This window comes from Pseudomonas sp. SBB6, from assembly GCF_024213215.1.
GTDB classification, from domain to species: domain Bacteria; phylum Pseudomonadota; class Gammaproteobacteria; order Pseudomonadales; family Pseudomonadaceae; genus Aquipseudomonas; species Aquipseudomonas donghuensis.
Window position 1 is genome coordinate 138,209 of record NZ_JANAVH010000008.1, and the last position, 26,516, is coordinate 164,724.

The 26,516-nt window shown below is 63.6% G+C and carries 29 protein-coding genes and 1 riboswitch; of the genes, 18 read left to right on the forward strand and 11 right to left on the reverse strand.

All coding sequences use genetic code 11. The features are described from left to right. The first annotated feature begins 19 nt into the window (after positions 1 to 19). From lpxO to NLX68_RS17260, 5 genes are all read left to right on the forward strand, one after another. Entirely contained in the window at positions 20 to 919 is a 900-nt protein-coding gene (lpxO, locus tag NLX68_RS17240; protein ID WP_010225312.1) for a lipid A hydroxylase LpxO, read from the forward strand. A 181-nt stretch (positions 920 to 1,100) separates the two neighbouring features. Continuing rightward, complete coding sequence (locus NLX68_RS17245; RefSeq protein ID WP_254284968.1) at positions 1,101 to 1,445, forward strand: carboxymuconolactone decarboxylase family protein; 345 nt, start codon at positions 1,101 to 1,103, stop codon at positions 1,443 to 1,445. A 95-nt stretch (positions 1,446 to 1,540) separates the two neighbouring features. Continuing rightward, positions 1,541 to 2,098 carry a GNAT family N-acetyltransferase gene (locus NLX68_RS17250; protein WP_254284969.1) on the forward strand — a complete coding sequence of 186 codons (558 nt, stop codon included), beginning with the start codon at positions 1,541 to 1,543 and terminating at the stop codon, positions 2,096 to 2,098. A 107-nt stretch (positions 2,099 to 2,205) separates the two neighbouring features. Beyond that, a riboswitch (cobalamin riboswitch) is annotated at positions 2,206 to 2,412 on the forward strand. Positions 2,413 to 2,518: 106 nt separating this feature from the next. Next, the gene (locus NLX68_RS17255) at positions 2,519 to 4,660 is read left to right on the forward strand and encodes a TonB-dependent siderophore receptor (protein ID WP_254284970.1); all 2,142 of its coding nucleotides are present in this window, start codon (positions 2,519 to 2,521) and stop codon (positions 4,658 to 4,660) included. A gap of 208 nt (positions 4,661 to 4,868) precedes the next feature. Beyond that, positions 4,869 to 5,558, forward strand: coding sequence for a YoaK family protein (locus NLX68_RS17260; protein WP_254284971.1), 690 nt, complete (start codon positions 4,869 to 4,871; stop codon positions 5,556 to 5,558). 6 nt (positions 5,559 to 5,564) lie between these two features. Here the strand turns inward: NLX68_RS17260 and NLX68_RS17265 are convergent, their stop codons facing one another. Next, positions 5,565 to 5,915: a hypothetical protein gene (locus tag NLX68_RS17265; RefSeq protein WP_026001436.1), complete on the reverse strand. Its 351-nt coding sequence runs from the start codon at positions 5,913 to 5,915 to the stop codon at positions 5,565 to 5,567. Between the two features lie 166 nt (positions 5,916 to 6,081). Here NLX68_RS17265 and NLX68_RS17270 point away from each other — a divergent pair, with 166 nt between their 5' ends. Both NLX68_RS17270 and NLX68_RS17275 read left to right on the forward strand, forming a co-directional pair. Further along, positions 6,082 to 6,288, forward strand: coding sequence for a YceK/YidQ family lipoprotein (locus NLX68_RS17270; RefSeq protein WP_254284972.1), 207 nt, complete (start codon positions 6,082 to 6,084; stop codon positions 6,286 to 6,288). 82 nt (positions 6,289 to 6,370) lie between these two features. Continuing rightward, a complete protein-coding gene (locus NLX68_RS17275; protein ID WP_010225322.1) occupies positions 6,371 to 6,790 on the forward strand; it encodes an RDD family protein in 420 nt (139 codons plus the stop codon). 1 nt (position 6,791) lies between these two features. Here NLX68_RS17275 and NLX68_RS17280 read toward each other — a convergent pair whose 3' ends face one another. Next, positions 6,792 to 7,187 (reverse strand): hypothetical protein, encoded by a 396-nt coding sequence (locus tag NLX68_RS17280; protein WP_254284973.1) that lies wholly within the window; start codon positions 7,185 to 7,187, stop codon positions 6,792 to 6,794. A gap of 138 nt (positions 7,188 to 7,325) precedes the next feature. Between NLX68_RS17280 and NLX68_RS17285 the strand changes: the two genes are divergently transcribed. Further along, a complete protein-coding gene (locus NLX68_RS17285; protein WP_254284974.1) occupies positions 7,326 to 9,155 on the forward strand; it encodes an SLC13 family permease in 1,830 nt (609 codons plus the stop codon). Here the strand turns inward: NLX68_RS17285 and NLX68_RS17290 are convergent. Next, positions 9,127 to 9,834, reverse strand: a complete 708-nt coding sequence (locus NLX68_RS17290; protein ID WP_254284975.1) for a DUF3313 domain-containing protein — start codon at positions 9,832 to 9,834, stop codon at positions 9,127 to 9,129. The two genes, NLX68_RS17285 and NLX68_RS17290, sit on opposite strands and share 29 nt — an antisense overlap. 17 nt (positions 9,835 to 9,851) lie before the next feature. Continuing rightward, positions 9,852 to 10,148, reverse strand: a complete 297-nt coding sequence (locus tag NLX68_RS17295; protein ID WP_254284976.1) for a hypothetical protein — start codon at positions 10,146 to 10,148, stop codon at positions 9,852 to 9,854. Positions 10,149 to 10,298: 150 nt separating this feature from the next. On the opposite strand from NLX68_RS17295, the gene NLX68_RS17300 reads away from it, so the two are divergent. From NLX68_RS17300 to NLX68_RS17310, 3 genes are read left to right on the forward strand one after another with little or no spacing between them, the layout of a single operon-like run. Beyond that, the gene (locus NLX68_RS17300) at positions 10,299 to 11,021 is read left to right on the forward strand and encodes a response regulator (protein ID WP_254284977.1); all 723 of its coding nucleotides are present in this window, start codon (positions 10,299 to 10,301) and stop codon (positions 11,019 to 11,021) included. Next, positions 11,018 to 12,349 (forward strand): ATP-binding protein, encoded by a 1,332-nt coding sequence (locus NLX68_RS17305; protein ID WP_254284978.1) that lies wholly within the window; start codon positions 11,018 to 11,020, stop codon positions 12,347 to 12,349. Before NLX68_RS17300 ends, NLX68_RS17305 begins: the two co-directional genes overlap by 4 nt. Continuing rightward, positions 12,346 to 12,771, forward strand: coding sequence for a hypothetical protein (locus NLX68_RS17310; RefSeq protein ID WP_100782261.1), 426 nt, complete (start codon positions 12,346 to 12,348; stop codon positions 12,769 to 12,771). The genes NLX68_RS17305 and NLX68_RS17310 overlap by 4 nt, the downstream gene beginning before the upstream one ends. 123 nt (positions 12,772 to 12,894) lie before the next feature. Here the strand turns inward: NLX68_RS17310 and NLX68_RS17315 are convergent, their stop codons facing one another. From NLX68_RS17315 to NLX68_RS17325, 3 genes are read right to left on the reverse strand one after another with little or no spacing between them, the layout of a single operon-like run. Continuing rightward, a complete protein-coding gene (locus NLX68_RS17315) occupies positions 12,895 to 14,160 on the reverse strand; it encodes a DUF4303 domain-containing protein (protein WP_254284979.1) in 1,266 nt (421 codons plus the stop codon). A gap of 3 nt (positions 14,161 to 14,163) precedes the next feature. Then, complete coding sequence (locus NLX68_RS17320) at positions 14,164 to 14,442, reverse strand: hypothetical protein (protein WP_254284980.1); 279 nt, start codon at positions 14,440 to 14,442, stop codon at positions 14,164 to 14,166. Further along, positions 14,439 to 15,608 (reverse strand): PAS domain-containing sensor histidine kinase, encoded by a 1,170-nt coding sequence (locus NLX68_RS17325; RefSeq protein ID WP_254284981.1) that lies wholly within the window; start codon positions 15,606 to 15,608, stop codon positions 14,439 to 14,441. The genes NLX68_RS17320 and NLX68_RS17325 overlap by 4 nt, the downstream gene beginning before the upstream one ends. A gap of 251 nt (positions 15,609 to 15,859) precedes the next feature. On the opposite strand from NLX68_RS17325, the gene NLX68_RS17330 reads away from it, so the two are divergent. Both NLX68_RS17330 and NLX68_RS17335 read left to right on the forward strand, forming a co-directional pair. Further along, positions 15,860 to 16,102, forward strand: coding sequence for a hypothetical protein (locus NLX68_RS17330; protein ID WP_254284982.1), 243 nt, complete (start codon positions 15,860 to 15,862; stop codon positions 16,100 to 16,102). 47 nt (positions 16,103 to 16,149) lie between these two features. Next, a complete protein-coding gene (locus NLX68_RS17335) occupies positions 16,150 to 16,566 on the forward strand; it encodes a glycine zipper domain-containing protein (RefSeq protein ID WP_026001438.1) in 417 nt (138 codons plus the stop codon). 66 nt (positions 16,567 to 16,632) lie between these two features. Here NLX68_RS17335 and NLX68_RS17340 read toward each other — a convergent pair whose 3' ends face one another. Then, positions 16,633 to 17,361 carry an aspartate/glutamate racemase family protein gene (locus NLX68_RS17340; RefSeq protein ID WP_254284983.1) on the reverse strand — a complete coding sequence of 243 codons (729 nt, stop codon included), beginning with the start codon at positions 17,359 to 17,361 and terminating at the stop codon, positions 16,633 to 16,635. Positions 17,362 to 17,383: 22 nt separating this feature from the next. Beyond that, complete coding sequence (locus NLX68_RS17345) at positions 17,384 to 18,901, reverse strand: NCS1 family nucleobase:cation symporter-1 (RefSeq protein WP_254284984.1); 1,518 nt, start codon at positions 18,899 to 18,901, stop codon at positions 17,384 to 17,386. A 583-nt stretch (positions 18,902 to 19,484) separates the two neighbouring features. Here NLX68_RS17345 and NLX68_RS17350 point away from each other — a divergent pair. From NLX68_RS17350 to NLX68_RS17360, 3 genes are all read left to right on the forward strand, one after another. After that, positions 19,485 to 20,171: a GntR family transcriptional regulator gene (locus NLX68_RS17350; RefSeq protein WP_254284985.1), complete on the forward strand. Its 687-nt coding sequence runs from the start codon at positions 19,485 to 19,487 to the stop codon at positions 20,169 to 20,171. Positions 20,172 to 20,292: 121 nt separating this feature from the next. After that, complete coding sequence (locus tag NLX68_RS17355; protein WP_254284986.1) at positions 20,293 to 21,492, forward strand: amidohydrolase family protein; 1,200 nt, start codon at positions 20,293 to 20,295, stop codon at positions 21,490 to 21,492. Between the two features lie 107 nt (positions 21,493 to 21,599). Continuing rightward, positions 21,600 to 22,436, forward strand: a complete 837-nt coding sequence (locus tag NLX68_RS17360) for a bifunctional allantoicase/(S)-ureidoglycine aminohydrolase (RefSeq protein WP_010225345.1) — start codon at positions 21,600 to 21,602, stop codon at positions 22,434 to 22,436. A gap of 71 nt (positions 22,437 to 22,507) precedes the next feature. Here NLX68_RS17360 and NLX68_RS17365 read toward each other — a convergent pair whose 3' ends face one another. Next, a complete protein-coding gene (locus NLX68_RS17365; protein ID WP_254284987.1) occupies positions 22,508 to 23,341 on the reverse strand; it encodes a 5'-nucleotidase, lipoprotein e(P4) family in 834 nt (277 codons plus the stop codon). A gap of 273 nt (positions 23,342 to 23,614) precedes the next feature. On the opposite strand from NLX68_RS17365, the gene NLX68_RS17370 reads away from it, so the two are divergent. Continuing rightward, positions 23,615 to 24,808, forward strand: a complete 1,194-nt coding sequence (locus NLX68_RS17370; RefSeq protein ID WP_254284988.1) for a diguanylate cyclase — start codon at positions 23,615 to 23,617, stop codon at positions 24,806 to 24,808. A 21-nt stretch (positions 24,809 to 24,829) separates the two neighbouring features. Here NLX68_RS17370 and NLX68_RS17375 read toward each other — a convergent pair whose 3' ends face one another. Then, the gene (locus tag NLX68_RS17375) at positions 24,830 to 25,705 is read right to left on the reverse strand and encodes a LysR substrate-binding domain-containing protein (RefSeq protein ID WP_038995932.1); all 876 of its coding nucleotides are present in this window, start codon (positions 25,703 to 25,705) and stop codon (positions 24,830 to 24,832) included. Between the two features lie 83 nt (positions 25,706 to 25,788). On the opposite strand from NLX68_RS17375, the gene NLX68_RS17380 reads away from it, so the two are divergent. Further along, a complete protein-coding gene (locus tag NLX68_RS17380) occupies positions 25,789 to 26,466 on the forward strand; it encodes an ankyrin repeat domain-containing protein (protein WP_254284989.1) in 678 nt (225 codons plus the stop codon). Positions 26,467 to 26,516 lie beyond the last annotated feature (50 nt).

Consider the following 26,516-nt stretch of genomic DNA (forward strand, 5'->3'; position numbering starts at 1 on the left):
CATCGACAAGTATCCGCCCATGAAAATCTTCCTCGTTTTACTGTTCGTTTTCTCCATTGCCTACGTCCATTTCCGTGGCCGGGTGCGGCACAAAGTCACCCGCCAGCTGGGTGATCACTCAAGCTTCCTGGCCCCGGTCAACGTGTTCCTGTACCTGTTCTCCAAGCTGCCGGCCAAGCCTTACCTGCCGGTTGAATCCTTCCCCGAGCTCAAGCCGTTGCAGGACAACTGGCAGGAGATCCGCGCCGAGGCCCAGCAACTGCTGCATGTCGGCGAGATCAAGAGTTCGCAAAACTACGACGACGTCGGCTTCAACTCGTTCTTCAAGAGCGGCTGGAAGCGCTTCTACCTGAAGTGGTACGGCGAAAGCCACCCTTCGGCAATGAAGCTGTGCCCGCGCACCACCGAGCTGCTGCAAGGCATCGGCACGGTCAAGGCGGCGATGTTCGCCACCCTGCCTCCGGGCTCCAAGCTGGTGCGCCACCGCGACCCTTACGCAGGCTCGTACCGTTACCACCTGGGCCTGGACACGCCCAACGATGACGGCTGCTACATCTGCGTTGACGGCGAGAACTACGCCTGGCGCGACGGCGAGGCGGTGGTGTTCGATGAAACCTACATCCACTACGCCTCGAACCAGACCGAACACAACCGCATCATTCTGTTCTGCGACGTCGAGCGTCCGCTCAAGTACCGCTGGGCCACGGCGTTCAACCGCTGGTTCAGCCGCAGCGTGATGGCCGCGGCGGCCGCGCCCAACGATGCCGGCGACAAGACCGGTGGCATCAACCGGCTGTTCACCCGCATCTACAAGATCCGCGAGCGCGGCAAGGCGCTGAAGAAGCGCAACCGGACCCGCTACTACCTGGAGAAATGGGCGGTGGTGGCGGCGTTGGTGCTGGTGTTCATCTATATCTGAGTCGCTTTGAACAGCGCTATCGCGGGGCAAGCCCGCTCCTACAGGTTGTGGGAGCGGGCTTGCCCCGCGATCGGTTCTGCTCCCAAAGTCTTACCTTTCCCCGACCATCGACCAACGGCGCCCCGCCTGTAAAAAAACTAGCTTCACTGTTCTAGTTGCCAACCACACCAAGGTGAAGACAATGAGCATGATGGACTGGGATGCCTACCGTAATCAGTTGATGGCCGGCATCGGCGATCTCAAGCAACTCTCTCCCGACACGGTCAACGGTTACATGACCGCCAGCGGCGCCGGAGCCAGGACCAACCACCTGGACGCCAAGACCCGTGAGCTGATTTCCCTGGCTGTGGCGGTCAGCACCCGCTGTGACGGCTGCATCGCCGTGCACTCGGCCCAGGCAGTCAAGCAAGGCGCGACCCGCGAAGAAATCGCCGAAGCCCTGGGCGTGGCCGTGGCGATGAACGCCGGGGCGGCGCTGGTGTACTCGGCGCGGGCCCTGGATGCGGTGGGCAAGGCCGGGCAGTAAATTCCCCACAAGTGAGTGCGCGGCCAACGTCGCGCCTCACCCACTTCCTGGCATTTTCGCATAAGCTAGCAGGCGAACCGTTTTCAGGAACCCCCATGATCCACATCCGCCCCATGACCGCCGCTGACTTCGAGCGCTTCTGGCCGACCTTCCAGGCCATTGTCAGCGCCTGCGAAACCTATGCCTTCGACCCGGCCATGAGCCAGGAGCAAGCCCGCCAGCTGTGGCTGGAAGCGCCGCTGCGGACCCTGGTGGCCGAAGAGGATGGCGTGCTGCTCGGCTCCTACTTCCTCAAGGCCAATGCCGCCGGGCCCGGCAATCATGTCAGCAATTGCGGCTACATGGTCTGCGATGCCGCCCGTGGGCGCGGTGTAGCCCGGTTGATGTGCGAGCACTCGCAGCAGCTGGCGCGGGAGCTGGGTTTTCTGGCCATGCAGTTCAACTCGGTGGTGTCGAGCAACGAGGTGGCGGTGGCCTTGTGGCAGAAGCTTGGCTTTGCGATCGTCGGGCGTTTGCCCAAGGCCTACCGGCATGCGCGCCTGGGGCTGGTGGACAGCCTGGTGATGTACAAGTGGCTGGAAGAGCCGAAGCAGCCGGTGCTGATCGGGCGCAAGAATATCGAGGCGGTGGTTTCGCGCAAGCGCGGGCGTTGAAACTGTGTTGACTGTGCCGGCCTCATCGCGGGTCAAGCCCGCTCCTACAGGAGCCGGCTTGCCGGCGATGCTTTGCAAGCCGTTGACTGCAAAGGCTTTCAGTGTTCAGATGCGCGCCAGTTTCAGGTGTCCTGCGCCGCCGTGCGCAGGGTGAAACGGGAAGCCGGTGCGTCATGCCAATGACTAGTCCGGCGCTGCCCCCGCAACGGTAAGCGAGCGAAGCCTTCGAAACACCACTGTGCTCCGGCATGGGAAGGTGAAGACCTTCATGACCCTCGCAAGCCCGGAGACCGGCCTGAGGCTTTTGTTTGGCAACCCCGCGGTGGGCGGGCGCAGGCCGGTTGGCGTTCGCCTGCGCGCGCCATGCCTCCGTGCGTTGTTCCCTCCGGGATTCATTCTTCCTGTTGACTGTGGAACGACATGTCCCGTAACTCCAAGCTTCACACCCTGGCGGCCAATGCCCTGGCCCCCTGCCTGGCCTTCTGCGTGCCGGCTTTCGCCGAAGACACCAGCCCCTCTGCCCTGGCCCTGCCCTCGACGGCCATCACCAGCAGCAGCGACAACGAAACCATCAGCCTGGCCACCCCGCTGCCGACCGGCTCGCGCCTGAACCTCAGCGCCATGGACACCCCGGCCAGCACCAGCAGCCTCGCAGGCGAGGTCATCGAGGGGCGCAACAACCTCACCGTGCAAGACGCCGTGACCCGTTCGCCGGGCATCACCTCGGTGGCCACCCCGGGCAACGGCAACACTGCGCTGTCGGCCCGCGGCTTCAGCGGTCACGGCTCGGTGATGACCCTGTTCGACGGTTCGCGGATGTACACCGGCGCCGGCACCCAGAGCTTCCCGGTCGACCCGTGGATGGTCGAGCGTATCGACGTGATCCGCGGCCCGGCCTCGGTGCTGTACGGCGAAGGCGCCACGGGTGCGGTGATCAACGTGATCGCGAAAAAGCCGTTTGCCGGCGAGATCCGCAACCACCTGCGCCTGGGCTACGGTTCTTACGATCGCCAGCAACTGGGCCTGGACAGCGGCGGTTCGCTGAGCAAGCGGCTGAGCTACCGGATGACCCTCAACCGCCAGGCAAGCAATGGCTGGATCGACCGTGGCGACGCGAAGAACCTGGCCATGAGCGCCGCCCTGCGCTTCGACGCCAGCGACGACCTGAGCTTCACCCTCGCCCACGAGCGCGGCGACGCCGAGCCGATGAACTACTTCGGCACGCCGCTGATCGACGGCCATTACCGCGACAGCCTGGGCAAGAAAAACTACAACCTCAAGGATTCGGCCCAGCACTACCACGACGAATGGACCCGCTTTAACACTGATTGGGCCATCAGCGATTCGATCAGCGCCAGCAACCAGCTGTACTACCTCAAGAGCCGCCGGCACTGGCGCAACGCCGAGGACTACACCTGGAACAACAGCGTCGGCCAACTGCAGCGTGGCAGTTACCTTGAAATCAAGCACGACCAGGAGCAGATCGGCGACCGTCAGAGTTTTACCTTCGACCATTCGCTGTTTGGCCTGGCCAGCAAGACCGTGGTCGGCACCGAATACAACCGCGTCCGTTTCGGCATCGACAGCAACTCGCCGTACAACGACACAGGCGGCGACTTCATCGACCCATGGCAGCCGGCGCCGGGGTACTTCCACAGTAAAGATCCGACCCGCCCGCAAACCGACAGCACCACCCGCACCTTTGCCCTGTTCGCCGAGAACCGCACGCAGTTGTCGGAGCGCTGGTCGCTGGTGACCGGCATCCGCCGCGACCAGAACCACATCGACCGCAACAACCTGGTCAACGACACCCGCACGGACCGCAGCCTCAACGGCGGCAACTGGCGCGCCGGGCTGGTGTTCGCGGTCAACGACGCGCTGAGTCTGTACGGCCAGTACTCCACCAGCGAAGATGGCGTCAGCGACCTGGTCACCTTGAGCCCGACCCAGCAGCAGTTCGACCTGACCGAAGCCAAGCAGACCGAATTCGGCCTCAAGCAACTGTTCTGGGACGGCCGCGGCGAGTGGACCCTGGCGGCCTATCACATCGTCAAGAAGAAGCTGCTGGTCGATAACCCCGACACCCATCAACAGGAACAGGCCGGGCAGCAGACCTCCGATGGCCTGGAAGCGACCCTGGAACTGGCCCTGGCCAACCAGTGGCACGTCTCGGCCAACGCCTCGTTGGTGCGCGCCAAGTACGACGATTACGACCAGACAGTGGGCGGGCAAACCGTCTCCCGTGCCGGCAACCGCCCAAGCAATGTGCCACGGCGTACCGCCAACCTGTGGCTGAACAAAGGCTTGAGCTACAACGTGGATGCTGGCATGGGCCTGCGTTATGTCGATGAGCGTTATGCCGACACCGCCAACTCCCAGCGCGTGCCGGGCTTTACCGTGGTCGATGCCAACCTGGGCTGGCAGGTGCTGCCGGATGTGCGCCTGGGCTTGCAGTTGAACAACCTGCTGGACCGGCGTTATGCGGCCACCGCACACAGTGGCGAGCAGTGGCTGATGGGTGAGCCGCGGTCGTACTTTGCGACGGTGGATTACACCTTCTGAGGTGAACCCGGGCTGCTTTGCAGCCCATCGCCGGCAACGCCGGCTCCCACAGGGAGTTGCGATCACCGCTGGGTAAACCCGAAGTTGACAGCTTATGTATACTGGCAGGCGCTTGGCTCCCGGTCCGAACACCCTGCCATGGCCGGACTCGAAGCACGGCTGAGGCAACAACCCTAACCCCACTCATCGCCTATCGGGAGCGCCAAGGATGCTGCCAGGTTCTACCTCCTCGTCTGCCAGGGCCGCCCGGTTGCGCGGCAAGGTCGGTCTGTACTTTGTCGCCGCGCTGTCGGTGCTGGCCGGCATGACCGACGCCATTGGCTTCATGGCCACCGGCGATTTCGTTTCGTTCATGAGCGGCAACACCACACGCCTGGCGGTATCGCTGGGCGACGGCGAGCTGGGGCCGACCCTGCGCATCGCTGCAGTGCTGCTGGCCTTTGTCGTAGGCAATGCCCTGGGGGTGGTGATTGCGAGCCTGAGCGGTCGCCGCCCATGCCCATTGTTGCTGGTCATCGCCGCGCTGCTGGCACTGGCGGCGTTGCTGCCGAGCACGCTGCAACTGCCGGCCCTGGTGTCGGCAGTCGCCGCCATGGGCATGATCAACGCCGTGGTCGAGGAAGTGAACGGCCTGCCGATCGGCCTCACCTACGTCACCGGCGCCCTCTCGCGCTTTGGCCGTGGCCTGGGCCGGGCGCTGCTGGGTGAGCGCCGGCAAGGCTGGCGGGTGCAGTTGATTCCCTGGACCGGGATGTTCGTCGGCGCCGTGCTCGGGGTGCTGCTGGAGCAGGCTTTCGACCTGGCGGCGCTGCTGTTCAGCGCCGTGCTGGCGACGACGCTGGGGTTGCTCTCGCTGAAGATCCCGCGGCGCTGGCAGCTCAGGTACATGCCCCGCTAGGCGGGCTTACAGGCAGGTGGCCAGGGCAGCCATGCGGCGCAGGGCGACACTGTCGTTGTGCTTGGCGTAGTAGCTGACTGCGGTGCTGCCGCCCTGGGCGCGGATGTCGGCAAAGGATTCGGCCTCGCGGGTGTACACGGTGAAGCCGCCTTGTTTGCCAGGCTCCAGGTAACCGCTGGCGTCGACGCCAAAGACCTCCTCGTCCTGCCAGCCGAACTGGATGCACTGGGCAACCACATCCGCCGCCTTGCTCGAACTGAAGGCCTTGGTGGGCGCCTGGCTGCGCGCCGCCTCCATGGCCGAAGACGCACAACCGGCCAACAACGCTGCAGCGACCATCGCCATTACTACCCGCATGACTCATCCTCGTCGAAAAAAACGTGACTGTAGCATTGCCCTGGCGTCAAAGAGACAACCCGGATGCATAAAGCACCCGTTTCAGCTGCCAAGGAAGCGCATCATCAAAATCCTCGCCTGCCTGCTGATCAGCAGCACCCTGACCCTCAGCGCTTGCGGCTCGATCATGGGCCGGGGCTCGAGTTACTACGCTGAGCGCCCGTCCGATGGCGCCTTCATGGGCAGCCGCTCGAACGTCGCCATGCTCTTTGCACCGACCTCGCTGCAGTTTTGCTGGCCAACCCTGGTCTGCCCGGCCGCCTTCATCGTTGCACTGCCGGTGGACCTGACCCTGGATGTAGTGCTGCTACCCTACGACATCGCTCGTCGCTGATCCCGAGCGAGTTCACCCCTTCGAACAGCTGTGTATTGACCTTCCACGTGCGCTTCACAACCAGGAATGCGAGCCTCCCACCATGCACGTCTCCCGCACCACCCTGATCATTCGCCGCATCGGCGCCTGGTTGCTCGATACCCTGCTCGCCTTCGGCGCCTGGTTCGCCCTGGCCCTGTTGGGCCTTGGCCGTGGCGAAGACGGCATGCTGCTGATGCAGCTGCTGTACTTTCCGCTGTTCGAGTACCTGATGCGCGGGCAAACACCGGGCAAGCTGCTGTTGGGGCTGAGCGTGATCAACCGTGCCGGGCAGCCACCCAGTTTGCTCCAGGCGCTGCTGCGCGGTATCACCCGGCCGATCGAGGCGGCCTTCGGCCTGATCGTGGTCTGGCTGTGCGCCGAATCGCGCTATTGCCAGCGGCCCGGCGACTGGCTGGCACGCACCTATGTGATGGACACCCGCGACCTCAGGGCGCTGCGCCAGCAATTGAGCGAGGGTTGACCTACAGCCCCTCGTCGGCCTCTGCGGCTTCGATCGCGCGTTTGTTGACAAAGCCGATGGCCAAGCCGATCGCGCCGGCCACATACAGCCCGGCCAGGCACAGAAACACCAGCACCTCGAAACCGAAAATCAGCTGCGAAATACCCGCCATCGCCAATACCAGCAGGACGCCGAATACAGTGGTGTCGGCGTTCTTGTGATTGAGCAGGAACGTACCCAGCACAGACAAGGCCACCAGGCTCAAGCAGATGGCGATGTAGGAGAAGGCCTTGTTATCCCAGAACAGGAACACATTGACCTTGATGGTGTAGTCGATGATGTAGCCGATCAGCGTGATGCAGCCGATCAAACCGAAGGCCAGGGCGGTGCCCTTCCAGTTGCTGGTGTTCTGGTCCAAAACGTTCTTCCTTGATTGATCAAAAACGGCGGCAACTCTACCACCGATCAGCACTGATGCCGCGCCCGCTGCAGCACATCAACAAACGCGCGACGAATTTCTGCCAGACTTGCAGCCTTCACCGATCAGGATGACTGCATGAATCACGAACTGCTCTGGGTGCTCGGCCTGCTGTTCGCCGCCGTGGCCCTGTTCATCGCCAACCGGCCGCGCATGGACGTGGTCGCCCTGCTGGTGATCGTCGCCCTGCCGCTGCTGGGCATCCTCAGTGTGCAGGAAGCCCTGGCCGGTTTCAGCGACCCCAACGTGGTGCTGATCGCCGCCCTGTTCGTGATCGGCGAAGGCCTGGTACGCACCGGCATCGCCTACCGCATCGGCGAGTGGATGGCCGACCGCGCCGGCAACAGCGAAGCGCGGCTGATCGTGTTGCTGATGGTCTGCGTGGCCGGGCTGGGCTCGGTGATGAGTTCCACCGGGGTGGTGGCGATCTTCATTCCGGTGGTGCTGAGCATCGCTGCGCGGATGAAGGTCTCGCCCAGCCGCTTGATGATGCCGCTGGCCTTCGCCGGGCTGATCAGCGGCATGCTCAGCCTGGTGGCAACCCCGCCCAACGTGGTAGTGCACAGCGAACTGGTGCGTCATGGCGAAAGCGGTTTCAGCTTCTTCAGCTTTACCCCGTTCGGCCTGGTGGTGCTGTTGCTTGGCGTTGGCTACATGCTGCTGACCCGCCACTGGCTGGGCGGTGAAGTGCGCAAGGACGGCAGCGCGCAAACCCGCCGCACCCTGCTCGACCTGATCATCGACTACAAGCTTGCCGGCCGCGAACGGCGCCTGCGTGTGCGCCCCGGCTCGCCACTGATCGGCCATAGCCTCAGCGAGCTGAAACTGCGCACCGAACACGGCGCCAGCGTGGTCGGCATCGAGCGCCAGCACAAGTTCACCACCCGCGTGCTCAGCCCCGATTCGAGCACCACGGTGCACGAAGGCGATGTGCTGCTGCTCGACCTGTTCGCGCCCAAGGACGACCTGCGCAGCCTGTGCCAGAGCATGCAACTGGAGCCGCTGCACTTCAAGGCGGCCTATTTCATCGACCAGTCCCAGGAAGTGGGCATGGCCGAAGTGGCGGTGCCGCCGGGCTCGCAGCTGATCGGCAAAAGCCTGCTGGAACTGACCTTCCGCAGCCGCTGGGGCCTCAACGTGGTCGGCCTGCGCCGCGACCAGGCCGCCATTGAAGAACAACTGGTGGAAGAAAAGCTCAAGCTCGGCGACACCCTGCTGGTGATCGGCACCTGGAAAGCCATTCGCCAGTTGCAGGCCCAACCACGGGACTTCCTGGTGCTGAGCCTGCCGGCCGAAATCGACAATGTCGCCCCGGCCGGCAATCGCGCCCCCTATGCGCTGATCAGCCTGGCGGTAATGGTCGGGCTGATGGTCAGCGGCGTGGTGCCCAACGTGATTGCCGCGCTGATTGGCTGCCTGCTGATGGGCGCCGGGCGCTGCATCGACATGAACAGCGCCTACCGCGCCATCCACTGGCAAAGCCTGGTGCTGATCGTCGGCATGCTGCCATTTGCCCTGGCCCTGCAGAAAACCGGCGGCATCGCCCTGGCCGTGCACGGCCTGGTGCAAATGCTTGGCAGTGCCGGGCCCTATGTGATTCTCGCCAGCCTGTTCGCCATCACCGCGATCATCGGCCTGTTCATCTCCAACACCGCCACCGCGGTGCTGATGGCGCCGGTGGCGGTGACCACCGCCGAGCAACTGGGCGCCTCGCCCTACCCCTTTGCGATGATCGTCGCCCTGGCGGCTTCGGCGGCGTTCATGACCCCGGTGTCATCGCCGGTCAACACCTTGGTGCTCGGCCCCGGCCAGTATCGCTTCGGCGATTTCGTCAAGGTCGGGGTGCCGTTCACCCTGCTGGTGATGGTGGCCAGCGTGATCATGGTGCCTTGGCTGTTTGCCCTGTGACGGCACCGCGCTTTCGCTGCTGGAGGGTTTCGGCGGCTACCCGCCAGTCCCGCGCCCAGCCATCGAGCACCACCTTGAGGTTGTCGGCGGTCATCACCTGATCGTCGTTTTCCAGCGGCAGGCCGGTGCCCTTGCGCACCACTTCGGCAACCACCGCGCGGCTGCCGCCATCGAGGAACGCCGCCTCGGTGGCGATCACGCTGTCGAGGTCGCGAATGCCCACCGCGCTGCTGACCCCGGCCGCCACCAAGGTCACCGGCAGGTACTCATAGAAGTGCAGCGCCTGGGTATGGGCGCCCACCGAGGTGATCGCCGGGCGCACGATCAAGGTGTGCGGCCCGGGTTGCTCGACCAGGTTGAGGACCTTGCCCAGTTCACGCTTGAGCGCCGCATCGTAGTACTGGGTGACCGCTTTGAGCGTGGCCGCGGGGATCTGCGTGCTGGCCTTGGGCATCGGGTAGAACTGGCTCGGGGCGATGTACACCTGGCTGTAGCGCTCCATGCGCAGCTTGGGGCTGACCCAGCGCAGCACCGCGTCACCGGAGGCGGTCTTGTGCTCGCTCAACTGGTCATAGTTGCGCAGAAAGCCCGAGTACTCCTTGGGGCTGACCTTGTTCTGGCTGCAACCGGCCAGCAGCAGCGAGGCGCTCAGCAGCGGTACGATCAATTGTTTACGCATCTCAGCCTCCAAAACCGTCATTGGCCGGGTTCGGGGTGCTTGGTGGAGCGGTCCACGTGCAGCTCGCCCTGGCTCATGATCCAGTGCACCAGTTCGCCCAAGGGGATCTTGTAGCTGTACTCCATCCACTGGTTGCTGGTGGGGCTGTAACGTTCGAAATAGTGGCTGAGGATCATGTGCCTGCCGTCGCTGGACAAGCCCAGGCGCGAGTCCTGGTAACTGAGCAGCGCATTGCGCCAGAGTTCCTGGGTACGCAGGTCGAGGGTCAGCGACTGGCTGCTGTCGAAGCCGTTGGTCGGGTGTGTGGCCGGCATGGAAAACTCCCTTGAATGAACGGGCCACAGCGTGCCCCAGGGCTTTTGCAGGCTGATGTCCGCTTTGTGTCGGTGCTGCAGGAATGTTGCGAGATTGAAATAAATGACCGGCAGCGCAGAATGGTTTTAGATACGCACTTTTCACGGCCCATGGACCGCAACGTGAGCAGACTGCTGATTGTCGATGACGACCTGGAAATTTGTGCCCTGCTGAAGAAGTTCTTTGTCCGCCACGGCTATGAAGTCGACCTGGCCGGCAACGGCGAGGCCATGTGGGCGGCCATCGAACTGCAGCGCCCGGACATCATCATTCTCGACCTGATGCTGCCCGGCGAAGGCGGCCTGAGCCTGTGCCAGAAGCTGCGCGCCAGCACCGGCATCCCGATCATCATGCTCACCGCCATGGACGAGCTCAGCGACCGCATCGTCGGCCTGGAGCTGGGCGCCGACGACTACCTGGGCAAGCCCTTCGATGCCCGCGAACTGCTCGCCCGCCTGCGTGCAGTGCAGCGCCGGGCCGGTGAGCAGCTGCGGCCAAGCAGCGAGGAAACCCGCCCGCTGATTCATTTCGACAACTGGCAGCTGGACGTCACCCGGCGCGAGCTGCGCACCCCCGAAGGGGTCATGGTGCCGTTGTCGGCCGGCGAGTTCGACCTGCTGCTGGTGTTCCTCGAACACCCGCAGCGCATCCTCACCCGCGAGCAGTTGATTGACCTGGCCCGCGGCCAGGGCCATGAAGCCTTTGACCGCAGCATTGACGTGCAGGTGAGCCGCTTGCGGCGCAAGATCGAACCCGACAGCAAGCGCCCGGAGCTGATCCGCACCGTGCGCAATGGCGGTTACCTGTTCAGCGCCAAGGTCAGCCGCTCGTGATCCGCCTCGACTTGCGCCGCGACAGCATCAGCCGGCGCATTGCCCTGACCATCATCGCCGCGATGCTGACCTCGGTTGTGCTCAATGTGCTGTTCGTGCAACTGGCCGGGGTCTGGGCGCGTCCGCCGTTGACCCAGACCGGCCTGCTCGAACAGATCGCCGTGACCACCCGCACCCTCGAAGCCGCACCGCCTGAACTGCGCCCGACACTGGCCAACGCGGCCAGCAACCCATTGCTGCAAGTGCAGTGGAGCCGCCAGCGCGCCGACCTGCAACTGCCCGGGCCAGGGGCACGAATTACCCTGGAGGAAGCCCCGCCGCTGCAGCGCCTGTTGGCCGACAGCCCGCGACACCTTGAAGGCTTTCAGCCCAGCGACTGGCCGGCAGACAGCCCCGATGCCCATTACAAACTGGTCATGCAGATCAACGATGGCAGCTGGCTGGCCTTCACCCCACCGTACCGCAGCTGGGGCCTGAGTGTGGCCATGCGCTTTACCATCATCGGCGTCCTGGCGCTGGTGGCCGCACTGCTGGTGGCCTGGGTCGGCACCCGTCAACTGGCTGGGCCCCTGCAACGTTTCGCCCGTGCCGCGCGGCGCTTTGGCAGTGATTTTCGCGCCCCGCCCATTGGCCTTGAAGGCCCCCATGAATGGCGCCAGGCAATCACCGCCTTCAACACCATGCAGGCGCAGATCCAGCACTTCGTGGCCGAACGCACGCAGATGCTCGCGGCCATTTCCCATGACCTGCGCGCGCCCCTGACGCGCATGCGTTTGCGCGGCGAGTTCATCGACGACCCGGAACAACAGCGCAAGCTGTTCCGTGATGTCGATGAAATGCAGAGCATGATCAATGCCGCACTGGGGTTCTTTCGTGACGAGACCCGGCTGGAAGAAACCACCCCGTTCGACCTCGCCGAACTGCTGCAGACCCTGATCGACGACTATCGCGATCAGCACATCGATGTGGCCTTCGACGGGCCGGCCAACCTGGTCTTCATCGGTCGGCCGCTGGGCTTGAAACGCGCCGTGACCAACCTGCTGGAGAACGCCCTGAAGTATGCGCGCGAGCCCGACGTGCGGCTGAGCAGCACCGAACACGCCATCGTGATCGACATCAGTGACCGTGGCCCGGGCATTCCCGACGCGTCACTGGAAGACGTGTTCATGCCGTTCTTTCGCCTGGAGTCCTCACGCAACCGCGATACCGGTGGCGTTGGCCTGGGGCTGTCGTCGGCGCGCTCGGCGGTGCGTGAACAAGGCGGCGAGCTGCAGCTGAGCAACCGCCGCGGCGGCGGCCTGGTGGCGCGTATCGAGTTGCCACGGTGATCAAGTGGCGACCGCGACGGCTTGAGCCGCGAGACCTGGGGCTGGCCCTCTACCTGCTCAGCCTGGTGCTACCCGCGGTGCACAGCGAGGAGCACAACTGGCTGCGCGAGGTCTACAGCCAAACCACCAACTCCGGCTTTCTGGCCTCCATCCTGGGCTTGCCGGTCATGCTGTTCGGCTACTTCGCCTGGCTGGCGAACCCATTGTTCCTGGCGGCGTACCGGACCCGCAGCGCCAGACGCAGGCTGATCTATGCCCTGCTGGCCTTGCTGGCCGGGTTGTCGGTGCAGTGGCAATTGGTGAGTTTGTATGACGAGGACGGTCAGTTCACCGTTACCGGATACACCTATGGGTATTACGTCTGGTTGCTGTCCTTTGTATGGTTGGGTGTTTGCGGCGCCAGGCGAGCAGGCGCCAGCTGATGAGTCGACTGTGCGGGCCCCATCGCTGGCAAGCCAGCTCCCACAATAGATCTGCGCACACCGAACCGGTGGGAGCGGGCCTTGCCCCGCGATCGAGCGCGCAGCGAATGCGGGTTGCTCGCCTCAGCGTTGCAGCGACTCTAGGGTCAAGCCGGCCAGGTAGACCACCTTCGGGTCTGGATCATTGAGGCATTCGCGCAGCGCGGCCAGGGCCTGTGCCAGCTTGCGCTTGCCCAGCCGACGGTTGTCGAGCACACAGGCGGCATGACGGCGAATGGCGACATGTTCAGACGCCAGGCCGCGTACCGCTTCCTTGATATCGCTGTTGCTGATAGTGCAGTAACTGGAGCCCGGCTTGATCGTCTCCTCAGCTTCCGTTGCGCATTGCGGATAACGTTGCAGCAAGGTTTCCAGGGGTCGGTAATCCAGTACCAGCGCCTGCGCGCCCTGATCCCGAAAAGCCCTGAGGCTGGCGCAGCAGCCGGACACCGAGAAGTCTGCCAGCTGTGCATCAGCCGCCTGCGCCAGCAACCAGTCAAAATCGCCCAGGTAACCCAGGGCGCTGGCACTCCAGCGACGCGTGCTCGGGTCTTTGCCGTTGACCACTTGCAGGCGCAGCGCTTCGATTGCCGCCGCCTCGGCGACCCCGGCCAGGCCGAGGATCATCGCCGCCCGCCATCGCTGCGGGCCGTTTTGCAAGGTGTGCACCAGCGCAGCCGTTGCGCTGCGGCCACGACCAATCAGCCAGCGGCTGGCCTCCTCACCATCAATAGCCTGGGGGCGGGAGAGGCAGCTCAGGTAGTAGCTGACCTGCTGGTCTTCTGCGAGCGTAGCGACACGACGGCGCTCCTGTTCGGTGGCGTCCTGCTCGGGGAAATGATGCACAAACTGGCGTGGCGAAAGGCTTTTGGCCGCCAGCTCCGGCCCGCCGTATTCATCATGGAAAAACACAATGAAGTCCTTGGCGACCCGTGGGTCTCTGGCGTAAATGCGGTTCAGGGCCTTGGCGGCACGCGCCACTGTTCTCAAAAAGCGCTGTTCGGCGGCTTGCCAGGCATCAGGCCCGGCGCGATTGGCATAGGCCTGCAGCGGCTCATCCAAGGCATTGAGGGCAGCGTTGGCGTAATCGTCCAGCAACCAGTCCCAACGCCAGTCTGCCGGGTTCCACTGCACACCCCAGAAACCTTGCTGTTTGCGCCGGGGATGATCCTCATCCAGCGCTGCCAGGCTGTTGGCGGCAAACGACGGCAGGTCGATGACCCGCTCCTCTTCACGGTAGCTGGCATGAAAGGCAGCGCCATACAGCGGCCCGATACCTTCGTCGAGCAGCGCCTCAAGGGTGGCCCGTGCCGAGTCGACCAGGCTGTTTTCCAGGGCTTTCCAGTCCATGCTTCAGCGCACCACCTGCGCCGCTCGTTGCGGGCGCAGAAAATAGCCCATGAAAAAGGCAATCATCACCAGCATCGCGCCCAGGTCGGTGTTGCCGCCAGGCCCGACGAACTGGAACAGCCCGGTGCCCATGACAATGCCAGAGCTAATACACAGGACAAACCACACGGCTTTCTTGAGAAACCTCACGATCGATCGACATCCCTGCCAGAAAAAAACAAAAGCCCGACCGAGGTCAGGCTTGAAGGCGGCCAACTTGGCCCAGATGCGGGCGTCTGTCAACTTCGCGGAAACGTCACGGTAAAGGTGGTGCCCGCCTGCGCGGATGAACTGACCACCACTTCGCCGCCATGAGCACGGACGATCTCGCGCACGATGAACAGCCCCAGGCCGACGCTGCGCAGCTCGGCATTGTCATGGCTGCCGCGGATCATCGGCTCGAACAGGTTATCCAGCAGCTCCGGTGGAATCGGCGTGCCGAAGTTGTGCACCGACAACACTACCCTGTCATCCTCGAACCACGAACTGACACTGACCTCGCTGCCCGGCGCGCCGTAGGCCATGGCATTGGCCACCAGGTTGCCGACCAACTGGTAGAGCCGGTCACTGTCGGCGATGAACTCGCCGTCACCCAGCGCGTGATGAATCAGCCGATGGCCGGGAAACACGAGGCGTAGTTCTTCAAGGCACTGGCCGATCAGCGCGTGCAGGCGCACTGGCTGCATGCTCACGGCGATACCGCGCCCGACCTGCACCAGGGTGAAATCGAGCAAATCAGCCACCAGGCGCTGCGCGCGGTCGGCCGAATGGGTGATATGGCCCAGCACCTGGGTCTGCTTGGCATCCAGCAAGCCACGCCCGAGCAGGTCTGCCGCCATCTTGATCGCCGCCAGGGGGTTGCGCAGGTCGTGGCTGACGATGCCGACCATTTGCTCGGCAAACAACGCGCGGTTCTCGGTCGCGGCATGAATGACGCGCAACTTGCCCTGGGCGATGTCCAGGGCACGCCGGGTTTTCAGGTGTTTGGCCAGGTGCTGTTCGGCAAGCATGCGCGCGTTGAGCAGCGCCCGCTCGTAGCGCGGGCGGCCTTCGGCCCTGAACAGCGCCAGTTCGTGAAAGACGCCACTGTCGTGCTCGCAACTGATGGCGCTGAGCATCATCGGCAAGGTGTAGCCATCATGGTGCATCAAGTCGAATTTGACATCGACCACCGAGCCCTGGATTTGCAGCAGCGGCAGCCAGTAGGCTTGGTGAAAGGTGCGCGCATCCAGGCTCATCAGGCTTTGAATGGGGCGGCCCAGCAGTTCGTCCCGGTGATAGCCGATCCAGCGACAGAAGGTCAGGTTGACCCGCTCGATCTGACCGTTTTCGGCGGTCAGCAATAAACCGCAATCAGCATCGTCGAAGAGGATCTGCGACGCAGGGAGCGGCTCATTCTCTGCAGGCATGGCGGCACCGACCCGGGGCGGGATGTGGTAGGCAAAACGGGCAAAATCGAAAAAATTATAGACCCTGCCCGGCCTTAACGACGGCTTAACCGGCCAGGTTTTATCCTGAGCGTCCTCCCTTCAGAACGTTTGGCCCACTTCGGTGGGCCTTTTTTGTTGCTGCAAATTACAACGCTGGTGCGGAAACAAAATCCCGGAAACACAGTCTGAGTTATTACCTTCCCTACCGCCCTGCGGATCAAGGACCCTCAGTGCTGAAACAGCTGACGCAAATCGCCGTGATCGCCAGCGTACTGGCCGCCTCCGGTTGCTACTACCACGATTACGACCGCGACGATTACCGCCGTGGCGACCGTGACCACCGCTACTCCCGCGACTGGGATGATCGCGGCGGTTACGAGCATCGCAGCTACAAACGCTACCGCGATGACGACCGCTACCGAAACTACGACCATGACCGCCGTCGCGACCGTGACGACGATGATGACGATTGATCTGCCCTGTTTCACCCCTAACTCCCGAATTACCTGAGGCTAAAAACATGCGTATTTCATTACCTGCATTGACGCTGGGTATCCTGCTCTCCCAGGGCGCCATGGCCGCTGGGGATGGTACTGCCGCCATCGGCGGTGGCCTGGGCGGGGCGCTGGGTAACGTGGTCGGTCAGCAGATCGGCGGCAGCACGGGCGCGGCCATTGGTGCCGGCGTCGGTGGCGCGGCCGGTAGCGCAGTGGGCGCGCGCAAGGGCAACCGCACCGAGGCCGCGATTGGCGGCGGCCTGGGCTCGGCCGGTGGCTCGGTAATTGGCAACCAGCTGGGCGGGCGAACCGGCTCGACCATCGGTGCCGGCCTGGGTGGCGCGGCCGGTGGCGCCCTGGGCAACAACATTGCCGATGACGACCGGCACAGTTCCGGTGGGCATAAACACAAGCACAAGCGTAAGTACAAACACCACTGAGTAAAAAGGCCCGCACATTGCGGGCCTTTTTCATAAAGAGCGGCTGTTTACTGTGGGCCAGGCCATTCACCCCAATAACGCCCGAGGCCACCCCAGAATCTGCTTCTGCCGCGGCGTCGCATAGGTGCGCACCTTGGACGTACTCAACTTCAAGCGCACCAGGGATTCTGCCAACGCCACCGCCGCCGTCACCCCATCCACCACCGGTACCCCGGTGCGCGCCTGAATCCGTTCCTCCAGCCCGACCATGCCACCGCAGCCCAGGCAGATCACCTCGGCCTTGTCGACCGTGACCGCCTCCTCGGCTTCACGCACCACCGACTCAATCGCCCGCTCCGGGTCTTCCTCCAGCTCCAGCACCGCCAGGCCACTGGCGCGCACCGAGGCGCAGCGGCTGTCCAGCCCGGCCAGCTTCAGGCGGTCTTCGATCAGTGGCACGGTGCGGTCCAGGGTGGTGACCACCGAGTACCGATGGCCCAGCAACATGGCCACGCTGGCCGCCGCCTCGGTGATGTCCACCACTGGCACATTGAGCAGTTCCTGCAGGCCTTCGCGGCCGTGCTCGCCGTACCCGGCCTGGATTACCGCATCGAACGGCTGGTCATAGCTGAGTACCCGTTCCATCACCGCCACCGCAGCCAGGTAGCTTTCAAAATTGCCCTCCACCGATTCTGCGCCAAAGCGCGGGGTCAGGCCGACGATCTCGGTGCCTGGCGAAGCCACACTGCGCGCCTGGCGGGCGATGGCGTCGGTGATCGATACCGTGGTGTTGACATTGACGACCAAAATTCTCATTGCGGTATTCCTTGTGCAGAACTCAGTGCTGGGCGCTGTCGACGGCAAAGTGCTCGCCGGAACAGTCCACGTAGTGTTTGTTGCGATCAGAGATCAGGTAGTACACGCCGCCGGCGATGGCGGCGCCGAAGAACCAGGAGAACGGCGTCAGGGCACTGAATGCCGGCACCAGCGACAGCACCACGGCGGCGATGGCCGAGGGCACCAGGGCGGCCACCGCCTTGTAGTTGACCCCGCGGGTGTAGTGATAGGTGCCGCTGGCCGCTTCGCTGTAGAGGTCGGGCACATGCACCTGGGCTTTGCGGATCAGCCAGTAGTCGACCATGATGATCCCGTACAGCGGCCCCAGCAGCGCGCCCAGGCCGGAGAGGAAGTAGACGATCACCAGTGGGCTGTTGTAGAGGTTCCAGGGCAGGATCAGCACCGCCAGGGTGGCGCTGATCAGCCCGGCGCGGCGAAAATTCAGGCGGCTCGGCGCCAGGCTCGAGAGCACGAACGCAGGCGCAACGAAGTTGGCCATGATGTTCACCGCCACGGTGACGATCAGAAACGCCAGGCAACCCAGGACCAGGAAGGTCTTGTCGGGGATGGCGGCAACGATCTGGGTGGGGCTGTCGATCACCCGGCCATCGATGCTGAACTGCGCCCCGGCCAGCACAAAGCTGATTACCGCAAACACCAGGATATTCACCGGCAGGCCCCAGAAGTTGCCGACGCGGATGGTCTTGCGACACGGCGCCGAGCGGGCGAAGTCGCAGAAGTTGAGGATCAGCGTGCCGTAGATCGCCAGCCACAGCGCGCCACCGGCAAACACCTGGGTCCACATGGCCCAACCGCTCAGCGGCTCACCGACCGACCAGGCCAGTTGGCCATCGACCCGCTGGTACATCCAGATCGCCAGGATCAGCACGGTGGAAAGAATCACCGGCCCGGCGAAGGATTCGTACTTGCGCACCATCTCCATGCCGAAGGTGAGGATCACCAGCTGCACCAGCCAGATGGCGATAAAACTCGCCCAGCCGAGGCTGGACAGGCCGAGGATCGTGTCATGGTCGAAGCGAGCGAGGTCGGGCGACACCGCCACCAGCAGCACCCGCAACACCACCGAGGCCAGGTAGGTCTGGATGCCGAACCAGGCAATGGCGATCACCGCACGGATGATCGCTGGCAGCTGCGCGCCATAAATGCCGAAGCTCATGCGGCTGATCACCGGGAACGGCACCCCGGTTTTCTGCCCCATGTACCCCGAGAGGTTCATGAAGAAGTACACCAGCACGGCACCGATGCTCAGTGCTGCGAGCATCTGCCAGCCGGACAGGCCGAGGGCGAACAGGCCCATGGCGAAGGAATAGTTGGCGATGTTGTGCACATCGTTGGTCCACAAGGCAAAGATGCTGTAACCGCCCCAGCGCCGGCCTTCGGCCTTGGTCGGCGCAAGGTCGGCGTTATGCAGCTTGGGGCTAAGCCCCCCCTGCTCGACCGATGCGGCCTGCGGCGGCAGGTAGGAGGTTTGCAGCGGGTTGGAAGTATCCGATTGCATGTTCCCCGGGCTCCTTCTGCAGCCCCTGAATGAGGGTACCGCAGCGAATTATTGTTGGATTTGAAGAGTGGGACCGCAGTGTTGGCGCTGCCCTGCGCCTATGCATACAAATATTGCATACAATTTTTGTCTAACGATTTTCGACGAACAATTTGTGTGCCAAATGGCAGGCAGCGGAGAATCCTCTGGCGTCGTGAAAGGCCGATATCTCATTGACTTTTATCTGATAAATATTTTTTGATGAGCTGCTGAACGGCTGATTAAGCTGACCAAACGGTCAAACGCCAGAGGGAGAAAATTGAGAAATCAGGTAACGAGGCAGGAAATATGTATCCACTTAAACGCTACTCAAGTACACACAACCAGTAATATATGTACCCACTCAATACTGTAGGAGCGGGCTTGACCCGCGATGAAGCCAGTACATTCGGCACATCAGATTTTGCCTGGACCAATCGCCGGCAAGGCCGGCTCCCACAGGATTGGGTGCAAGCAGCTCCCACAGGTTCATCTGCCACACAGTGGTGCACAGCAACCCACATTTGCGGCATGCTTATAAGGTCAAGGCATATCGGAGCTGGTAATGACGGAAAAACACCCCGCATCGACGGTAGAGCGCGTCTACCAAGGGGTTCACGAGGCCATCAGAAAGCGCACCCTGCGCCCCGGCATGAAGCTGGGCGAGTCGTCGTTGGCCGAGCTGTTCAAGGTCAGCCGCACCTCGGTGCGCGCGGCCCTCAAGCAACTGGAAGCCGACGGCCTGGTGTCCACCGAACTGAACAAGGGCGCCTGGGTGTCATTGCCCAGCGACGATGACATCCGTTCGGTGTTCGAAACCCGCCGGCTGATCGAGATCGGCATCGTCACCGAGCTGTGCCGACGCGCCGACCCCGAGATCCTCGCGCCGTTGCACCAGCACGTTGACGCCGAAGCAGCCGCCGCCGACGCCGGCGACCATGGCCGCTACGTCCACCTGCTCGGCGAGTTCCACCTGCGCCTGGCCGAAGTGCTCGACAACCCGGTGCTGCTCGATTGGTTCCGCAAGCTGATCGAGCGCGGCTCGCTGTACGCCTCGACCCTGGATGACGAGCGCCATGAAGCCTGTCGCGGCAACGAACACCTGCGCCTGCTGAGCCTCATCGAAGCCGGTGATCAGGCTGCGGCCATCGAGCTGGTGTGCACCCATTTGCGCGGTATCGAAGAGGCGATTCTCAAGGCCACGCAAACGCTCAAGGCCGACTATCACCCGCTCAAGCACCTGCTGGGCTGAGTCAGCGCCAGGCCCAGGGTTCGCATTCAGAAATCCACTGCAACCGATTCCAATATTTAATTTGTGGATAGGCGCGGTCTTTCTATAGGGTGTGAATCAGTAGTCGGCAAAGGGCTGTGAAATGATCGATCGTGTATTCGTCAACGCTGTTGCTGCCGATGGCAGCCCGCTCAACCTCGCGGTTGCCGACGGGCGCATCGTCAGCTTGGGCAGCGAACGTCCGGCCAGCGCAGGTGCCGAGGTCATCGACCTGGCAGGCCACCTGGTGCTGCCAGGTTTGGTTGACGGTCACATCCATCTGGACAAGAGCTTTGTCGGCGACCGCTGGCACCCGCATCAACCGGCCGCCAGCCTGCGTGAACGCCTGGCCATCGAAAAGCGTGAACTGGCCAGTGCCCCGCCGATGCTCGAACGGGCCGAGGCGCTGATCCGCCAGGCGGTGTCGTTCGGCACCGTGGCCATGCGCAGCCATGTCGACGTCGACGCCACCACCGGCCTGCGCAACCTGCAGGCGGTGCTGGAGGCGCGGGAGAAATGGCGCGGCATCGTCGATATCGAGCTGGTGGCGTTTCCGCAAGCCGGAGTGATGTCCTGCCCCGGCACCGCCGAAGTGCTCGATGCGGCGATCCGTGAGGGCGCCGACGTGATCGGCGGTATCGACCCCACTACCCTCGACGGCGACGCCGACGGTCAGCTCGATGTGGTCTTCGGCATTGCCGAGCGCCATGCTGTAAAGATTGATATCCACCTGCACGAGCCCGGCCTGCAAGGTATCGAACAACTGCAACGGATCGCCGCGCGCACCCGTGCCGCCGGCCTCAATGGCCGCGTCGCGGTCAGCCATGCCTATGCCCTGGGCCAGGTCGACGACGAGGTAGTGGCGCGCACCGCCGCCACCCTCGCCGAAGCCGGAGTGGCGATCATGACCAATGCCCCGGGCGATCATGGCTTCCCGCCGATTTTGCGCCTGCGCGCCGCCGGGGTGAACGTGTTCGCCGGCAACGACAACATCCGCGATGCCTGGTGGCCCTACGGCAACGCCGACATGCTCCAGCGCGCCATGCTGATCGGCTACCGCTCGGGCTTCTACAGCGATGAAGCATTGAATGTAGCCCTGAGCATGGCCACCACGGCCGGTGCGGCAGTGCTGGGCAAAAGCGACTACGGTCTGAAGGTCGGCAACGAGGCGACTTTTATCGTGCTCAAGGCTGACAACGGCGCCGCCGCGGTCGCCGCCGCACCGGCCGAGCGGCGCCTGGTGCGCCGCGGCCAGTTGCTGCCGGCGGCCCCCACGCTGCAGTTCGAGGTGCGTGGCCGCTGAGCGAATACATTTCTGCCGGCTTGCGCCGCAGAGTAAGACAATCGCCCAGGGCAACACCTGGGCGATGCAACACAAAACCCCAGAACAACAACGACAGAAGGTGTTCCATGTCGAAGTCCAATTACTACGCTCCCCACGGCGGCCATCCGGCGCAGACCGAACTGCTGACCGACCGTGCCATGTTCACCGAGGCCTACGCGGTCATCCCCAAAGGCGTGATGCGTGACATCGTCACCAGCCACCTGCCGTTCTGGGACAAGATGCGCATGTGGGTCATCGCCCGCCCGCTGACCGGTTTCTCGGAAACCTTCTCGCAGTACATCGTCGAAGTGGCGCCAGAAGGCGGCAGCGAGCGTCCTGAACTGGACAAGAATGCCGAAGCGGTGCTGTTCGTGGTCGAAGGCGAAATCGACATCACCCTGCAGGGCAAGCCGTACACCCTCAAAGAAGGCGGCTACGCCTTCATTCCGCCAGCGGCCGAGTGGAGCCTGCGTAACAACAGCGCCAAGAACGTCACCTTCCACTGGATCCGCAAGCACTACCAGGTGGTTGAAGGCCTGGCCCTGCCGGAAGCCTTCGTCACCAACGAAAAAGACATCGCGCCGATCCCGATGCCGGGCACCGATGGCGCCTGGGTCACCACCCGTTTCGTCGACATGGCCGACATGCGTCACGACATGCACGTCAACATCGTCACCTTCCAGCCGGGCGGCGTGATTCCGTTCGCCGAAACCCACGTCATGGAGCACGGCCTGTACGTGCTGGAAGGCAAAGCCGTTTACCGCCTGAACCAGGACTGGGTCGAAGTCGAAGCCGGTGACTTCATGTGGCTGCGCGCCTTCTGCCCGCAGGCTTGCTACTCCGGCGGCCCGGGCCCGTTCCGCTACCTGCTGTACAAGGATGTCAACCGTCACATGAACCTGGTGCTCAACCCGCAGCGCTAAGGTTCACGGTTGCATGAAAAATCCCGCAGGCCACACGGCCGGCGGGATTTTTTGTTTATGGCTTCGGTGAATCAGCTGGCGGGTTTCCAGGCGCCCTGCTCTGCTGCCTCGCGGAATTTCGCCCGGTTGGCCGGAGTATCGGCGGGCTCCGACTCGCCAAAAATGGCCTTGAGCCAATGGCCGTCGGTAGGGTTGGGGAAGATGATGTACTGGCCGCCGAACTTGCTGCGGCTGGCGTCCACCAGCTGCGCACGCTTGTCGACCTTGTCGACATAGAAGCTGCGCTCAAAATCGTTGAGGTTGTCACCGAGCATCAGCAGCACGTTGTACTGCTCGGCGATCTTGTGCTGGGCCGGCTCCTTGTTCGAGCTTTCGCGCAGGATGGTCACGTGGGCTTCGTCGGCGTACGGCACCTTGAGCGCGCGCAGGTTGTTGAGCGCGTACTCGTAGGTCTTGTCGCCCTGGTCGCGGCTCGAGACGTAGAAGATCTCCACCCCGCGGGACTTGGCGTAATCAAGAAACTCCAGCGCCCCCGGGGTCAGGGTCGGGCCATTGGCGGCGACCCAGCGGTCCCACACCGCGTCATCGAAGAACTCTTTGTCCTGGCCGATCAGAAAGCCCCAGTAGGTGTTGCTGCTGAGGATGGTGTCGTCGATATCGCTGATGATCGCAGGCTTCTTGTCGCCCGGTTTCTGCTTGGCCAGGGCCTGGTCCAGGCGGGCCTTGGCGACGTTGAAACCCTGGTAGTACAGCGCACGGAATTCCGCCGCGGTCTGGCGCCAGGCCACCGCATCGACCAGCAGGTTGGAGCGCACAGCGGCGTCGGGGTTGGCGGTCTGCGCATGGACCAGGTGCGTGGCCAGCAACAGCAAGGCCAGGGAGATCGCGTTCTTGAGCTGAGGCATTCGGGGCGTTCCTTGTGATCTCCCGCTCTTGGGTGGCGGGAGTGGGCTACTCATACCGCACACCGGCAGGGGCCACAATCGCCACGACGCGCGGGCGCAACAATGTGGCGCACCCGCACATCTTGGCTGGCTTCAAGGGCGTCCGGAGCGCGCAGTTCGTCACAGGCCTGACGGCAGCGCGCTGCTGGCAAAGTAGTAGGTGCTCGGCTAGCATGCCGCTGAAAACCGGTGCTGGCCGGTTGACCACACGGCCTTGAGCGGAGAGCGATACCCTTGCTGTTGAGCATCCCGACCCTGTTGCTGGTGGCCATTTTCATTTTCACCCTGATGGGCCTGCTGACCCTGCACGCCTGGAGCCGTGGCGTACGCGAGCAGACCCTCGGCTACCTGGGCGGCATGCTGCTGCTCGCGGCCTGCGGCGTGACCCTGATCAGCCTGCGCGGCATAGCCCCCGACTTTATTGCCCTGGTGCTGGGCAACGTTATCCTGCTGCTGGGCGCGGCACTGAACTGGACCGCCATGCGCGTGTTTACCGGTCGCCCGCCGCACCTGCCAGGGATGCTGGCCGGCGCGGCGGCCTGGTTACTGTGGGGGCTGATGCCGGGTTTCTACACCGACCTCGGCTTGCGGGTGACGGTGTATTCGATGCTCGTGGCGGCGTATGGCAGCCTGTCGATCATTGAGCTGTGGCGCAGCCGCCGGCAGTTCGAAGTCGCCTACCTGCCGGCGCTGATGCTGATGCTGGTGCACACCGGTTTCTACTGCGTGCGTAGCGTTGCCGACCACGGCGTGTCGCTGGATCAGGCAATCACCAGCAATGGCCACGGCACCGGCTTCTTCTCGTTCATGCTGTTCGAATCGATGCTCTATGCCATCGGCATCGCCTATGTGACCCTGGCCATGGTGCGCGAGCGCACGGAGCTCAAATTCAAGGCCGCCGCCTACGCCGACCCGCTGACCGGCGTCGGCAACCGCCGGGCGTTCATGTCCTGCGGCGAAAAGCTGTTGGCCGACTGTGCCCGGCGTGGCGAGCCGGTGAGCTTGCTGCTGTGCGACCTGGATCACTTCAAGCGCCTCAACGATACCCACGGCCACCAGACCGGCGATCAGGCCCTGATCGCCTTCGCCCAAGTCACCAGCAACCGCGTGCGCCAGGAGGATGTCTTCGCCCGTATCGGCGGTGAAGAGTTCGCTTGCCTGCTGGCCAATACCGACGCACAGACGGCACGGCAGGTGGCGCAACGCATCTGTGACAGCTTCTACGCTGTGCCGATGCTGGAACCCGGTTTTCTCAGCGTCAGCATCGGTATCGTCGGCGCCAGCGGCCCTGGCGAGCACGACCTTTCGCGCTTGCTGTCCAAGGCCGACAACGCCCTGTATGCCGCCAAGCACCAGGGCCGTAATCGCGTGCATCTGTACCAGCCCTCTAGATGGCAGCCAACCGGGCATCCTGCAGATACGCGTTGAAGGGGTCGATCGACGCCGCCCCTACTCGCTTGCCAAGGTGCGCGCCAGCTCCGCGGCCAGCTCCTTGACCATGGCGTCTGCGGTCGGCCGATGAATGATCGCCACCTCCATGGCATCGATCGACGGCAGGCCATGCTCTGAGGTCAGCTGCAAATGCTCGGCGGTGACTGCCCGCAGCGGCAACAGGCTGATGCCCATGCCGTTGGCCACCGCCGCCTGCAGGCCGCTGAGGCTGGAGCTGGTGAAGCTGATGCGCCAGCGGCGGCCCATGCGCTCGATGGCGCCGATCATGTCGTCGCGGTACAGGCCGCGCGGCGGGAAGGTCACCAGCGGCACCGGGTCCTGGTCGAAGGCGGGGTTCTTGGCGCTGTCGATCCACTGCAGCTTCTCCGGCCAGCAGGCCACCGCCTCACGGCTGTTGCGCCGCTGCTTGAGCAAAATCAGATCGAGCTCGCCGTTGTCGTAGCTGGCACTGAGGTCGCGGCACAGGCCGCTGGTGACCTCCAGCTTGACCTGCGGATGCTTGCGGTTGAAGGTCGAGAGCAAATGGGTGGTGCGCCCGGCGGCAAAGTCTTCCGGCACGCCCAGGCGCACGGTCACCGCCACCGTCGCGCCAGACATCGCCTCGAGCATTTCATCGTTGTAGGCCAGCATCTGCCGGGCGTAACCGAGCAGCGTTTGCCCGGCGTCAGTGGGCAGCACGTCGCGGTTGCCGCGCTCAAGCAGCTTGTGCCCGACCATCTCCTCCAGCCGCCGAACCTTCTGGCTGACCGTCGACTGGGTCGAGTGCAGGCGCGCCGCCGCCGTGGTGAAACTGCCGCAGTCGCTGACCATCACCACCGCGCGCAACAGGTCAAGATCAAACAGCGGCCTATTCGATTTTTCACTGACAGACATGCTTTTATTTAACTTCTAAATAAGGAGCCCGACTTTTAACATGGCCGGACCCTGCGAGCAATCGCCCACCAGGAGGTACTGCCATGCTCCTTGAACGCCTGTCCACTCACCTTGCCGTGGTGTTCGCCATGCTCACATCGCTGACCGCCAGTGCCGATGGCGGCACCCTCGAAAGCCAACTGCGCAGCGCGGCCGAAAATGGCCAGGCAGCACAGGTACGCAGCCTGCTCGACCAGGGCGCCAAGCTCGAAGCCCGCGACAAAATGGGCCGTACCCCGCTGCTGCTGGCCACCCACAACAACCAGGTCGACGCCGCCAAAGTGCTGATCGACGCCGGCGCCGACGTCAACGCCAAGGACTCCATCGAAGACAGCCCCTACCTGTACGCCGGCGCCCGCGGCCACAACGATATCCTCAAACTGACCCTGGCCCACGGCGCCGACCTCACCAGCACCAACCGCTACGGCGGCACCGCGCTGATACCGGCAGCCGAACGCGGCCATGTCGAGACCGTGCGCCTGCTGATTGCCGCAGGTGTCGCCGTCGATCACCTCAACAAACTGCACTGGACCGCCCTGCTCGAGGCCATCATCCTCGGCGACGGCGGCCAGCGGCATGTCGACATCGTGCGGGAGCTGATCAAGGCCGGGGCCGATGTCAACCTGGCCGATGGTGAAGGTGTAACGCCGCTGCAGCATGCGCGGCAGCGGGGTTACAAAGAAATGCAGACCCTACTGGAACAGGCGGGTGCGAAAAGCTGAGTGCGATAGATAGTTACCCCAGCCCTGCTCCTACCCCTGATTAGGCTGCG